This window comes from Rhodomicrobium lacus, from assembly GCF_003992725.1.
GTDB classification, from domain to species: Bacteria; Pseudomonadota; Alphaproteobacteria; order Rhizobiales; family Rhodomicrobiaceae; genus Rhodomicrobium; species Rhodomicrobium lacus.
Genome location: NZ_RZNF01000003.1, coordinates 353,959 through 364,510, shown reverse-complemented (window position 1 = coordinate 364,510; position 10,552 = coordinate 353,959). Strand labels below are relative to the sequence as shown.

The 10,552-nt window shown below is 61.4% G+C and carries 11 protein-coding genes; 3 read left to right on the top strand and 8 right to left on the bottom strand.

From position 1 onward, the window contains the following. The first annotated feature begins 120 nt into the window (after positions 1-120). Positions 121-399, top strand: a complete 279-nt coding sequence (locus EK416_RS06325) for a hypothetical protein (RefSeq protein ID WP_127076660.1) — start codon at positions 121-123, stop codon at positions 397-399. Beyond that, the gene (locus EK416_RS06320; RefSeq protein WP_127076659.1) at positions 396-1,229 is read left to right on the top strand and encodes a zeta toxin family protein; all 834 of its coding nucleotides are present in this window, start codon (positions 396-398) and stop codon (positions 1,227-1,229) included. The genes EK416_RS06325 and EK416_RS06320 overlap by 4 nt, the downstream gene beginning before the upstream one ends. Positions 1,230-1,388: 159 nt before the next feature. Here EK416_RS06320 and EK416_RS06315 read toward each other — a convergent pair whose 3' ends face one another. The 3 genes from EK416_RS06315 to EK416_RS17965 form a co-directional block, all read right to left on the bottom strand. Further along, a complete protein-coding gene (locus EK416_RS06315; protein WP_127076658.1) occupies positions 1,389-1,991 on the bottom strand; it encodes a mobile mystery protein B in 603 nt (200 codons plus the stop codon). After that, positions 1,988-2,452 carry a mobile mystery protein A gene (locus tag EK416_RS06310; protein WP_127076657.1) on the bottom strand — a complete coding sequence of 155 codons (465 nt, stop codon included), beginning with the start codon at positions 2,450-2,452 and terminating at the stop codon, positions 1,988-1,990. The genes EK416_RS06315 and EK416_RS06310 overlap by 4 nt, the downstream gene beginning before the upstream one ends. Before the next feature lie 645 nt (positions 2,453-3,097). After that, positions 3,098-3,241: a hypothetical protein gene (locus tag EK416_RS17965; RefSeq protein WP_245433961.1), complete on the bottom strand. Its 144-nt coding sequence runs from the start codon at positions 3,239-3,241 to the stop codon at positions 3,098-3,100. Positions 3,242-3,463: 222 nt separating this feature from the next. On the opposite strand from EK416_RS17965, the gene EK416_RS17960 reads away from it, so the two are divergent. Continuing rightward, a complete protein-coding gene (locus EK416_RS17960) occupies positions 3,464-3,607 on the top strand; it encodes a hypothetical protein (protein ID WP_245433960.1) in 144 nt (47 codons plus the stop codon). 244 nt (positions 3,608-3,851) lie between these two features. Here the strand turns inward: EK416_RS17960 and EK416_RS06295 are convergent, their stop codons facing one another. The 5 genes from EK416_RS06295 to EK416_RS06280 are packed head-to-tail and all read right to left on the bottom strand — an operon-like array spanning position 3,852 to position 10,549. Further along, complete coding sequence (locus EK416_RS06295) at positions 3,852-4,607, bottom strand: HNH endonuclease (RefSeq protein WP_127076656.1); 756 nt, start codon at positions 4,605-4,607, stop codon at positions 3,852-3,854. A gap of 8 nt (positions 4,608-4,615) precedes the next feature. Then, complete coding sequence (locus tag EK416_RS06290) at positions 4,616-6,298, bottom strand: DUF2326 domain-containing protein (protein WP_127076655.1); 1,683 nt, start codon at positions 6,296-6,298, stop codon at positions 4,616-4,618. Positions 6,299-6,343: 45 nt separating this feature from the next. Further along, a complete protein-coding gene (locus tag EK416_RS06285) occupies positions 6,344-6,589 on the bottom strand; it encodes a hypothetical protein (RefSeq protein ID WP_127076654.1) in 246 nt (81 codons plus the stop codon). Beyond that, entirely contained in the window at positions 6,582-7,595 is a 1,014-nt protein-coding gene (locus tag EK416_RS17845) for a hypothetical protein (protein ID WP_210210975.1), read from the bottom strand. Before EK416_RS17845 ends, EK416_RS06285 begins: the two co-directional genes overlap by 8 nt. Then, complete coding sequence (locus EK416_RS06280; protein WP_210210974.1) at positions 7,571-10,549, bottom strand: Eco57I restriction-modification methylase domain-containing protein; 2,979 nt, start codon at positions 10,547-10,549, stop codon at positions 7,571-7,573. Before EK416_RS06280 ends, EK416_RS17845 begins: the two co-directional genes overlap by 25 nt. Positions 10,550-10,552 lie beyond the last annotated feature (3 nt).

Here is a 10,552-nt window from a genome sequence, read left to right as displayed (position 1 = left end):
ATGACGCCCCCCCCCCCCCCGATTGAGCGCGATACCCACTCACACCTAAGTAAATATATTGGCGTCAGATCAAGAACAGGTTATGAACATCGGGGGACGCAGAGAGGGAGGAAAACCGGCATGGGCGATCCCGAAAGTTCGGACGACGACTATAGCAGGGAGGGGGTTCTGGAGATGGAAGTCGCTTTGGATGTGATGCATGCCTATCGCGGCTGGATATCGCGCGAGTTGGCGAAGGCCACACGTGTCGGCGATCTGGAGAGGGTCGCTCTTCTCGTTTCAAAAAGCCGCGAGGCGAATGCCCTCAAGATGCGCCTTTACAGGGGAGACGTGGAAGCGCGCATCCGCTGTATCGCCGAATACGGGCCTCTCGTCAGCCTGAAGGGAGCCAATGAATGACCAGCCCTTCCTACAGGCTCACCGCTGAAAGCCACGATGAAATCTCCGGGATCATGCAGGACGACATGCTTGCGGGCTCCGAGCCTGCGGCAAAGCCGGTCCTGACCCTCATCGGCGGGCAGCCTGGCTCGCTCCAGGCTAAACTTCGCGCGGCAGCCGTCGAAGGCCTTTCTCCCGCTCCCGTGATCGTCAGCGTGGCCGAGGCGCGGCACTTCCATCCCGACGCGGCAGCACTTCTCGCGAGCGATGAAAGGGCGTTCGTCCAGGCGACCGATCTCGACGCGCAGAAATGGGCTGAAACGCTTGCTCTCACCGCCATCGGGGGGCGCCGCAATATCGTGCTCGACGGCTTCTTCAGAAATCAGAGTGTGACCCGCGACGTGCTTCAACAGGCGTGCGAAGCCGGGTACAAAACTTCGGTTCAGGTCATAGCGCTGCCCGAACAGATTTCCCGCGCGCGCCTTCTCGACATCTACGAAGCCGGAAGGGAAAAACTCGGCTGGGGGACGCTGGTGCCGCCTCAGTCGCATGACGAGGCCGCGCAGACCCTGGCGAATACGCTGACCCTCATCGAGGTTCGCAAGCTCGCGCCCATTCGTGTCTTCGACCGAAGCGGCGCGCTCCTGTTTTCGACGGAAGAGGGTCGCGATGCGGGAACCGCCTTCCGGCGAGAGATCGCGAGACCGCTCGAAGCCGCCGACAGGTCCCGGCTGCAAACCATCGAGCGGCGCATCGAGGCCAAGATGGAAGCCCGGCAGGCCAGCAGCCTCGAACGGCGGGAAACACAGCAATTCCTCCGCAGCGCCCGCAGCAGAGGTATGGAGCGGTAGCGGCAACGAGACCGCGCATAAGTAACGTGAAACCGGACTTGTGGTCCGGTTTCATTCCTCGATCCCTTCCGGGCGTGACTTTCAAACGCATGTTAAGATTCAGGCTGCAACGGACGTCGCCCCAATAAACCCTCTGTCAAGCCTTTGTCGCGGCGGCGATCATCGCTCACCGTAACCAGCAAACGCCAGCAGCGGCTCCAGATCGCCCCTGTCAGCGGCGCGCAGCGCAGCAATATAGCTCAATCGCCGCGCGTTCATCCTTTGCAGATCGGAGCCGCCCGACCAGTCGATCGGTCTTTCGCCATAGACGTGCGTCAGGACTGCGTCGGCCATGATGCGGGCATGTCGGCCATTACCATTCGGGAACGGATGGATGAAGACCATGCGATGATGGAGCCTCACTGCCGCCTCGACCGGATCGAAGGTGCCGTTATCCGCCCAGTATCGCGCATCCTGAAGCAGCATGCGCAGTTCGACCCCGATATGGCGAGGATCGATTCCGATGTTCTTGCCGGTCCTGCGGAACGTCCCGGCCCACTTCCAGACATCGCCGAACAGCTTCTTGTGCAACGTGATGGCGAAATCGTCCGTGAGCAAGTCTTTTTGGCGCTGGCGGGAAAGCCAAAGCAGCCCCGATTCGATATTGACCTGCTCCAGTTCGTCGAGTTCGCCGCGTGTCGTGATGTGCCGGTACTTCAGGCCCTGCATCTCGTCCGGGTCGAGCGGGGTAGCCCCTTCCGGATAATCCATGACGCCGGTCATTTGTCCTCCCAGAAATCAGGCGGCATCGCCCGCACAAGATCTTCCGCAAGCCGGGCGACCTGTCTCGCAATCCTGTCGTCGGGAAGCACCTGGCTTTCGAGCGCCATATGACCGCTGGCGGCATGAACGATGGCGAGTGCCTTCTTTCTGGCTTGTGCCACTACCGCCTCTTCAACGGTCGTTTGCGGCACGACAGCATAGACGAAGCGGCATCCCATGGCTTCTGCGGCAGCCTGCATCGATTTCAGCGTTATCGCTCCGGAGAGTTCCGCGTGTTCAGCGGCGGCGATCCGCGCCCGTGTCAGACCCATTCGCCGTCCCAGCTGTGCGCCAGACATCCCGAGCGCCTTGCGCATTGTGCGAAGCCAGCCTTCGGGCGGCACGCGAAGGCCAATCGTCTGACCTGCTGCGCGGTCGACGATGGCCTGATATTGCTCGCGAACGGCTCGCTTGATGCTCATTCGTCAATCAATCGGTTGACAAAAAACAGACGGTGTCAATGTATAAATTGACATATTGACTTGATACGTCAATCCATATGTTGACCATCTTCCAAGCGCCCGCCTTACACCTTCGTGGGCTCCCGGTCCGGTCCACGTCTCGCCCTTCTTCAAGACCAAGGATTCAGACCGGGTGCCGCTCGAGTAGGACAGTTCGCCGGCGGCCGATAACGTGCAATATGCCCATCGTCCAGCGAGCTTACAGCGTATTTTCGCCTCCGCACCTCCTGCGAAACAAAACGCCGTGCGGCGAAATAATTGCCATCACACCGTCGTCCTTGAGGTAATGAAATCCGTGCAGCACAAAATGCGAAGTCCGCCGCCGACTTCGGTGCCAGACCATGGTTCTTTAAGCGCGCGTCCTCTCCCAAGGTCTCGTTCTACCTCGCGTTTGCTGACCATGCGTTTATTGCCGCCAACGCGCCTTGCGGGCGCGATCACAGGGGCGGATTTTCGCCCATTCATCAGATCGCTGGGAGCTGGCTCCTGTCATATCGAGCGCGGTTGCGGCCATTCTGCTCGCGACGCTTTCGACGGGGCTCGGCAGAACAGAATTTCGGATCTCGTGCGCCTGTTCGTCGGTCGCGAAATGACCGACGAACAGGTTTACGCTTTATGGACGGTGCGGCTGCCCGCATCCTCATGGGCTTCATGGCTGGTTGGTGTGTTGCGCTCGCTGATGCCATTCTGCAATCCCTTGGCCGACCCCGGGCTTTTCGGGTTGAGCCAAGGGGCCATTACGATGGTCATGGTGCTCGCGTTCGTCGCGCCCGGCGCTCCCCGGGAACTCATCGCGTTCGCGGCCGCTGCGAGCCGGTTGGGCGGTCCCGGCCCGTGCTGCTTGTGTTTGCCGAATGCTGGCCGCGTCGGCTGTCAAGGCCGTCGGTCCGCTGACGTTCCTCGGAGTGTTGACCCCGCATCTCGCGAGGTATCCCCGCAGTCGGTCGGCGGAGGCTGCTGCTGTCGGGGCTGATGGGCGGCATTCTCGTCGTGCCGGCGGATGCCCTTGCACGCGGCTTGCTCAGCGCCCTTCGCCTGCCCATCGGCGTGACATTGATCGGCGTGCCGGTTTTCATCGTCACGCTATTCCTGTCGAGCAGGCGAAGACGGGGATAGGGCAGCTGGAAAACAGGAAGGATCAGCGCTTTTTTACCCAAGATCATGAGCCACGACGATCGCAAGCGCGTGATCGCGCAAGGTGGTCTCGGTCGCGGCCAACCGCTTTTATCGTCGAGATGCACGCAGGCACCGACAATTACACGGCGTGCATCATGTGGCGCGGCTGGGGGCATATCTGATGATCCCCTCGCAGTCGGAATATGTCGAGGTCGTCGGCGCTGCGTGAGCGCGACCCGCGCTACTATTGAGATCGCGCTCTCTCGCGATGGCGCGCGAGCCGCCAACGGTGATCGTCCGTTAGCGAAATGGAAGCGCTCCAGCGTAATTCGGCACGCGCCTGTTCGCTGAGTGCTGGCGAAAACACCGGGTTTCCGGCGTCATCGAAGGTCACGAGCGCGCGATCGAAGGCGGCATCCCAGAGCGCTGACAGCAGCAAGCCGTTATGCACGTCGAGCCGCTCGGCATCGTTTTCGCAATCAGCCCAAGGGATGATGTGCGAGGCGCGCAGCAGCGCGGGATCGGCGATCCCCGTCAGAGGGCAACGCCCCTGCCAGTAATCCATCAGACGGTCGCGAAAGATGTCCTGTCCAATCCGCTGCACCACCAGGCGCTCAATCTCGGTGGTTTGCGGCAGGTTGGCCACGCGCCGCTCAAACTCGCGCAGAGGTGCGTCAGGAAGACTGATCGCCAAGGCATAGACTCGATTCAGCGCTGCGTAGAGCTCGCCCAGCGCATTGAAGGCGTAGCGCCGAGTGCCGGGGCCGGGCATGGCGGCGGCTGGCCAATCCAGTTCCGCGACGACGCCGGCATGATCGGTAGCGAGAAACCACGGCCCCTGGATGCCTTCCGCTGCCAAATAGATTGCGCCGTGCGCTGTCGTGGACGCGAAGGCGCGCCATCCAGCCTTCTCACCTAGAACACGGCGGAAGCCGTTATGCGAGGCGGCTTTCTCGCATTCTTCTCGTATAATGAAGGATTGGGGAGCCTCAAGAGCCATATCGGAGCTCAAATATCCATCGCAAACAATCGCACTTCCGCCGGTGTCGAACTCATCTGAAGCCGGACGTAGCGTTCGTCCTGCAACTCGGGCGGCGGGGCGGTGGTCGTCGTTACGATGTATTGGAAACACGGCGTCGCGGCAGCCTCCTCCCATCGATGCACGAGTTCGAACAGGCCAGCATAGAGCTGCCCATCCAGGTCGGCTTCACGCGGGCTGTCGTGGATAAGAAAGGCCGGCAGATCGGCTTGTTCCTCAATGGCCATATGCAACGCCGCGAGGTCGAAGGCGACGATCTTGAGCGAATCCAGCGCCGCGGTGGACACTTCCCCCCGTCCCGCGAACTCGGCATCGACTTTCAGTCCGTGGCCGTCCAGCTTGATCGCGCTGGTAATTCCTTCGGGGAGCCAAGCAGCAATGATCCCCTGATACCGCTCCTCCAGGATCCGGATGGCGACTTGCGCCCGCGCTTTACCAGCCTTCAACTGCGCGCGAACGGCGTCTAAAGCCGTGGTTCCGCAAGGAGCAGGTTTTTCATTCTTCGCGCTCTCACGAAGCGCCCGAACATCGTCGAACATGCGTCTCGCAAGATAGATTCCGTCCTGAATCTCCTCCGTTACGGCCTGCGCGGCGCGGACGGCGTCATCTGCGGTTTTGACCTCAGTCTCCAGCGCGAGCCGCTTCGCCTCCAACTGCTGAATCTGCGCCCCAACGAGCTTGCTCTCCTGCTCCGCACCACCTGCCTCAGCATCCAGATCGGCGGCCTTCTTTTGCTTGTCTGCTATGGCTGACTTTAGTGCGGCCAGATCACAGGGTTCGAGCGAAATCCCGCATCCGTTCGCCTTGATCTCGTCGATGCTGACCCGGCACACGGGGCACACTCTGATCCGGCCTTGCGTGATGTCGATCTCACCCGGATTGGCTTCGGAGCGGTAGCGTTCGGCCTCGCCTCGCTTGAAACGCGCGTCATTGTCCAACTGCTGCTGTTTCGTCGTCAGCATTTCGCGCTCGGCATTGAGAGCCTTTTGGCGGGCAAAGATGGCTCCGACATCGGGAGGCTTCGGCACAGTCGCTCGCATAGCCTCGGCCAGCGCAGCCTCCGCCAACGAAACCAATCCCTTCTGGTCGATCGTGTCTTCGAACCCAACTTCATCGCTGACACCCAGCGCCTGCCTCACTGCGTTCAAGCTCTCGGCATATCGCTGTTGCTGATACGCGTGGCGGCGACGCTCGTCCTCTACGGTAGCGACCAACTCTCGCTCGCGGGCGGCGGCGGCACGCTCTTCCGCGTCGAGAGCGCGCAAGGCAAGGCGCACCATGGTCAGCTTGGCGGTTTCGCCCAGCACCTGCGCGCGGGACCGGGTCTGGGTTTGTGATGAACGCCATGCGAGGATGTCGGCGAGACGGCATTCCTGATCGCGCGTCAGCCAGGCCCGAAGCACGTCCCAGACCTGTTCGCGGCTGATTTCCGGTGGCGTTGCCCCCGCCAACGACGAGAAGAAGCTGCCGACGATGACAGGATCGATGGCTCCTTGATCACCATCGCGACGGCCCCGCCGGATCGCATCTTCGATCGTATCAGCTTGAACGACGAACTCTCCGCCCGGCAGCCCCAGCGGGCGGATGGCGACCCAGCATACGCCGTCGATCAGAATCTCGGCCGCGAACAGGCCGTCGGGAAGTCGCGTCATGAGGCGCGATCGCTGAGTGTCGATTGCGTAGCTTGGCTCGCCGAGTCAGGCCCGAAGCAATCGGCAGAATGTGGTTTTGCCGCTGCCATGCGCCAAGGCGCGGCGGCCGCTGCTCGACATATCCGGTGTCCAGATGATGTTGAGGCCAGGTTTCAGCGGCACATCGCGGATGAGGGTCTGGCGATCCTTGAAAATGGCCAGACGACGAACCCAAAGCCGAGGGCCGGCCCGGCCCTTTGGCGCCTTCGGTGGTGTCATGACCGCGGCGAAAAGGTCGGGCTGATTAACCATGGCCGAACCTCTCCCAGATCACATTGTCTTCCTGCGCAACAGCGGAGGCGAGCTTTCCGATTTCCATTGCGCGCACGGCCGCCATTGCGAAGGCAGCGCGCTGCGCATGGCTGGAATTGGCATCCAACCCTGCCGTGCCAAAATGCTGTCCGCGCACCCACGCTCCGTTGGCGCTTTCTGCCAACTGGCCCGATGTGATCAGGATCTCGAACATCGACCTCCACGCTTGATTGATAGCAGGGCGGAGCCGCACAACGCCTTGTAATGGCAGGGCCTCAGGCCCAGCGAGCCTGACCCATTGGTCGCGCTCAGCCCCGGTCAGCATCGGCGTTAGCAATGCAGGCTCTGCAAGGCTGGCGATGACGAACCGGATATGCGCGCCATCGGTCGCCGGCACCATCTGCCAGAGCGCATATTGTGCCGCGTAGCGGAGCCGGTCGCGCGGTTGAATGGTGGCCGGCCAAGTCCATGCGCTGTTGGGGAGGCTGTCGAGTACCGGCAGCTCGATAAGCGGAGTATCTTCGGCACTGGAGGGATGACAAAGACTCGGGTCGGCTGGTGGCGGAGAAAGCGGGGAAATGTATGCGGTTCGCGCAGCCTTTGCTTCGGCCATGGCGTCGTAAGCGGCTAGGACGAGCCGTTTGGTGCGGAATTCGTTATGGTCGCGTTCTTCATACTTTCTAAGCACCGTGAAGGAGTTGAGAACCCATTCCGACTGTTCTCTGGTCAAGCCGTACAGATGCAGCATGGCTGCATCAATTTCGGCTTGGATTGCGAGACGGCGAATTTTATTCCAAATGAATGGACGTCCCCCAAATCCGAGATCGCGAGCAAAGGCCTCAAGTTCGACGTTGGTGAACCAGAGTTCAAGTAGGCGTGACTTGAGCCATTCAATCGCCGTTGCGCCTAGCCAATCTACCTCCTGATCCATTTGTTCGGGCGAAAGAACTGGAGCCTGCTCGAGAACGAAGAACTTTATGTTCATGGCTCGCTGGCGAATTGCCATCCGTTCCGCGTAATCATCGCGTCTTGTTTCTCGATCAGGATCGGCGCGGCCGTGTGTATCGCGGCCGTAACCTTAGCGTCCTTCGACCAACGGAAGGCTGGGAGGTTTAAGGTGTTCGGATTGATGGCCCTGATCTCATCAATGGTCAGGGCATATCGCCTCTCAGGATCGGCAATCTCGGACGGCTGCCGGATGTGCGCCGTGAACCATGGTTGATCAATATTGACTCGCGTCCCACCGATCGTGAGGAGGCCGAACTTCGTTTCATTATGAACGTCCTTGAATATCTTGTCCTCGTTCTCGAAGCCGTAGAACGAGATCAAAGACTTCTCAGACAATAGGCGGCGCAGGAATTCTCTGTAGGTGAAGCCGACCACCAGGCCATTGGGGATGATCAGACCGGCTCGTCCGTTGGGGTGAAGCGCGGCCCATGCGAGATCAGTGAACACGGCATAGGTGTTTACGTCGCCCACGCCTCCGAGCGGGAAGCGGCCGGACTCTCGCATGAAGTGGCTTTCGTTGGCGGCCGATCTCAATGCGTCCCGCCATTCTTTGGCGAGGCGCGGGTTGGTTTCGTGCAGCTGTTCGATCAACCTCTTGCGTGCTGCTGCATTCTTCGCAGTCGCGATTTCAGCATCCCTGAGGGCGAAGAACTCTTCTTCCTGCAGCTTCACTCGTTCCCATGGCGGGTTGCCAAGCACCACATCGAACCCGCCGCGCTGCATTACGTCCGGGAATTCCAGCGGCCAATGAAAGGCGCGAGCTCGGCCTGCAACAGTCGCCTGCCCAATGATCGGCCCCCAGACCTGCCCGTCATCCAGCGCTTGCCAGACGTCCGAGGTGGTCGGAACCAATCGCGTGCCCCGCGAAGTTGGGGCGCCGCCGGTCTTCGGCAAAAGGAAGGCTGCGATATAGAGGTCGCAAGCCATTTGCGCCTTGTGGAAGGCCTCGCTTTCACGGATCGACCGGAAGCGACGATCCTTGGTGATGATATCGTCGAGCGTGTCTTCGCCCAGCGCCCGAAAGCCGGTGTATTCCGTGGCAATCGGTCGGATGGCCGGCAAACGGGATCGACCACCTGTGAAATCCAGACTTCCCTGACCAGCTTTCTCGTCCCGGTTGGCGCGGGTATAAAATTTCGTGGTTTCCTTATCGTCGCCTGTCAGCGGTTTGTAGGCAGCATCGGGGATGCCATCCTCCAGTACCTTAAGATCAAAGACCCCCAGCAGCGCATCACCACAACGGATCTGTGCGTCGAAGAAGCCGAGGGGAAGGCCGGGGTCCACAGTTTCGATCCAGAGCGCGACCTTGGTCAGCTCCACCGCCATCGGATTGCGGTCCACGCCGTATAGGCAAGACCGCGCAACATCGCGTAGGGCATGACGGAAATCGGAAAGCGACGGCGTGCCATCAGCTCGAATGCGGGCCACCCGCGTGGCGATGCGGCGGGCAGCAGCCAGCAGGAAGTGGCCCGAGCCGCAGGCGGGGTCGATGACAGACAGTTTCAGGAGCGCTGCGGCGGGGTCGTCGGCCTCGACCTCGGTCTTGTCCAGCACGGGGTCGAGTGCCGTGTCGAGCAGCGCCTGAACGAGGCTGTCCGGCGTGTAATAGGAGCCGGTTGTCTTACGCTGGTTGCCCTTCTGCTCTGCCGCCTCCGAGGCAAAGTGCAGGGTCTTGCCGTCCTCGCCAAGCTGCGGCTGCAGTTCGAGCAGGGATTCATAGACCGAGCCAAGCTCCTCGGTCTCCATCGCGCGCCAGTTAACCGGCGTCATGCCGGCTTTGTCGGCGAGCCAGGAGAGGCGATAGAGCGCCTCCATGAAGGCGCGATTGCGCAGGCGCGCCGTTTCGAGATTCGGCAGTTTGTCGTCGCTGAAAAGCCCACCGAGCGCCGGCAGGCCGAGCGCGTCCTGCCCATGAGCCAGCGCGCGGAAGACGATCTTGATGCCCTCATAGCGATCGTGATGCTTGTCCCAGGTGGCCGCGCGAACGCAGGAGGCGCGCAGCGCGGCGAGGCTGTAGCCTTCGCGGTAGAGCCTGCGGGCGTCTTGTGCCGCCGTTTCGGGGTGGAGCAGGTTGCGGTCTTCCGCCACCATGAGGAAGATCAGGCGATAGACGAGGCGCAGCAGTTCGTTGAACCACTCGGTCAGATCGTTCTCGCCTGACTTCAAGCGCGTGGCGAGTTCGGGATTGGATTCGAGAAAACCCGAGCCGAGCACCCGGAGCGCGATTTCAACCTGCGCCGCCAGCCGGTCACGCGCGGCTTCGCCTTCGCGGGAACCGGCATCACGCCAGCGCTCCAGCGCGCAATCCGTGGCCGGGGCGCCAGCAGCGCCGAACCGTGTGCGGTGGATCAGCGACCACAAAACCGCGAAAGAGGAGGCATCCTCATTGGTGAAGATTTGCGTGAGATCGGCTTCGATATAGGCTGGCCGCGTCAGCGAGGCGTTGTCGCGCATGAGACGCAGAATGGTCCCGTTCGTGACCAGCCCCCAGAGCGCGTCGTCATGATCGTTGAGATGGTCCTGAAGCGCGAAAGCCGGAGAGCGCGAACGATCGGTCGAAAGCGTCGGGCTGCGGCGATCGAGCTTTTCCTCGGATGGCGGCACCACGACAATCGGGACACGTCCGCCGGCGAGGAAAGAGAGCGTGCCATCGGCCGGAGCGAGATCATCGAAGCCGAAGGTCTCCGCGAGGAAGGCCCGGACAAAGCGCCTAGTCGCCTCGACCGAGGGATTCTGAAGGTTCGTGAATGAGTCGAAATGGGATTGGCCGACACGGAAGGAGGTTGATATCTCCTCGCGGATCGTCAGTCCCTTGCGGATGCGATAATCCTCTTCCGCCTGATCGAAGGCTTGCCGGCGGTCGATGCTGGCGACCATTGCCGGAGCGATGAGGTTGCCTTCCAGCGTGAGGGAAGGCCATGCAGACATGTCGGTGACGGGTTTGCGCGCCATGGT

What these genes read in the sequence shown, in the direction of transcription:
- EK416_RS06290 (WP_127076655.1), bottom strand. Translation starts at nt 6,298, where the DNA reads ATGACGCGACTTCCCGACGGCCTGTTCGCGGCCGAGATTCTGATCGAC.
- EK416_RS17965 (WP_245433961.1), bottom strand. Translation starts at nt 3,241, where the DNA reads ATGACCATCGTAATGGCCCCTTGGCTCAACCCGAAAAGCCCGGGGTCG.
- EK416_RS06315 (WP_127076658.1), bottom strand. Translation starts at nt 1,991, where the DNA reads ATGACCGGCGTCATGGATTATCCGGAAGGGGCTACCCCGCTCGACCCG.
- EK416_RS06310 (WP_127076657.1), bottom strand. Translation starts at nt 2,452, where the DNA reads ATGAGCATCAAGCGAGCCGTTCGCGAGCAATATCAGGCCATCGTCGAC.
- EK416_RS17845 (WP_210210975.1), bottom strand. Translation starts at nt 7,595, where the DNA reads ATGGCAATTCGCCAGCGAGCCATGAACATAAAGTTCTTCGTTCTCGAG.
- EK416_RS06325 (WP_127076660.1), top strand. Translation starts at nt 121, where the DNA reads ATGGGCGATCCCGAAAGTTCGGACGACGACTATAGCAGGGAGGGGGTT.
- EK416_RS06320 (WP_127076659.1), top strand. Translation starts at nt 396, where the DNA reads ATGACCAGCCCTTCCTACAGGCTCACCGCTGAAAGCCACGATGAAATC.
- EK416_RS06280 (WP_210210974.1), bottom strand. Translation starts at nt 10,549, where the DNA reads ATGGCGCGCAAACCCGTCACCGACATGTCTGCATGGCCTTCCCTCACG.
- EK416_RS06295 (WP_127076656.1), bottom strand. Translation starts at nt 4,607, where the DNA reads ATGGCTCTTGAGGCTCCCCAATCCTTCATTATACGAGAAGAATGCGAG.
- EK416_RS06285 (WP_127076654.1), bottom strand. Translation starts at nt 6,589, where the DNA reads ATGGTTAATCAGCCCGACCTTTTCGCCGCGGTCATGACACCACCGAAG.
- EK416_RS17960 (WP_245433960.1), top strand. Translation starts at nt 3,464, where the DNA reads ATGGGCGGCATTCTCGTCGTGCCGGCGGATGCCCTTGCACGCGGCTTG.